General features: G+C 36.4%; 1 protein-coding gene. It reads right to left on the bottom strand.

The window, feature by feature from the left end:
- Window positions 1-190 precede the first annotated feature (190 nt).
- Window positions 191-631, bottom strand: coding sequence for a hypothetical protein (locus NXS07_RS19910; protein WP_046336335.1), 441 nt, complete (start codon window positions 629-631; stop codon window positions 191-193).
- Between the last annotated feature and the right edge of the window lie 932 nt (window positions 632-1,563).

Below are 1,563 nucleotides of genomic sequence, written 5' to 3'. Positions count from 1 at the left end.
ATTAGTGGACGCGGTAAGTCAGTGTATTGTATTACCGACTATAACAAAAGTGCAGATAATTTCATTGATTAACTTATGTAGTAGGTCGATGTAGCAATGACCATAAAGCGAGACGATTTCAGATATGGACTCTAGTAAGGTTTTATCAACATTATCGTCTCTAGTCGTATAGCTAACAAAAATATTCATACTACTTACCTATAGTTACATAAACAAGCCATCCACTAACTTCAATGAAAGCAAAAACATAGTATAGAACCATTGAATGGTTAAATGCTGCTTTAAGCCAAGTTACCTCAAGATTATCAGATGGATAGTCTTTAATGGAATTCCTATTGGCCAATGCCGCAAGTTTTCTATTCATAGCCATCCTGGTTTTCCTCTGGAAATAATATGCAGAAAAATCTGCGATCCAGAAACCAGAACATAGAATAAGTGTTATATAAAAATAAGAATGATCAAGTTTACCATCGGTAAGCTTTGCTAATATTGCTAAAGTTGCACCGATAAGTCCTATACATATTTTTTTGAACTCAAAACAGCTCTTGCTCATTTGCAGTGTAGCTTCATGGAGTTGATTCACGATTACCCAATCAAGCTCGTCCTCACAAGATTTTTTATATTCTTCCATTATTTTTTAACCTTTTTATTCTGATAGGTAAACGTGTTATAAGATTGGGTAAGTAAAATTACCGGGGCATAATTTTTCACTAATAAAGCATCTTCTGAACGAAGATCTGTCAATAAGTAAACGCCTTAGCCCACTCACAATCTTACGGTTGTCTAACCTAGCGCTATTGTAAAAAATATCAATAGAGCAATAGTAATTCATTGAATTAATTTATTATAATTAGTACGTAATCCGAGGCTGCCTGTACCTATTGATTGAAACACAACCGCGTTTGCAAGGCCTGCTCTTGGCACAAAACTACCGGTACGCAAGATCCAAAAGTCTGATTTGAGCGAAGAGCGAGCGTTGGTAAACCATTACTAACATTGAAGTGTTTTTATCTGTTCTTTCTGCGAGAAGCCTTCGCAATTTTATTTGTCCTTTTTTTCTTTTGCCTGATACTTTCGCTTTTAGCGGGCTTTAAAAGACTGCGCTCTTTTTTGAGTTCTCGCCTACAATATTCAGGGTTGTAGCTTAAAAAAGCATCAGTCTTTATACTTGGAATTATTGAGCTAGACAACATATTGGTGTGAAACCTAGAAACAATTAGAGGATAATTGTCAATTTGATGTAGCCCATATTCATCCATAGAGAATTGTGCCAACTTATCAAACGTATCGATCTCTAATTTGTTTTTGGCAAATGGGTTGTGAAATATGTACAGACCATCGAGTAATTGTTCAGGGTTTTCGGATGTTACCTCATGCACACGAAAATGCGGTTCATCTTGCAAGTATCTAATGTTTAGAACTGTATCGAAACTTATGTTTTCTGATTTGTATAGCGAAGAGACTTTACCTAATGTCAGTGTGTTACAAACTTAACTACCACCTACTGAAGTAGGTGGGTTAGCGCACTTCGGTGCCGACGACTGAAAGTCGTCGAACCACGCA

It is taken from the genome of Xenorhabdus bovienii, from assembly GCF_024721015.1.
Taxonomy (GTDB): domain Bacteria; phylum Pseudomonadota; class Gammaproteobacteria; order Enterobacterales; family Enterobacteriaceae; genus Xenorhabdus; species Xenorhabdus bovienii.
This window is presented reverse-complemented; position numbering and strand designations above follow the sequence as displayed.

Bases quoted from the DNA above. Each gene is read 5' to 3' on its own strand.
- NXS07_RS19910 (WP_046336335.1), bottom strand. From the start codon at position 631: ATGGAAGAATATAAAAAATCTTGTGAGGACGAGCTTGATTGGGTAATC.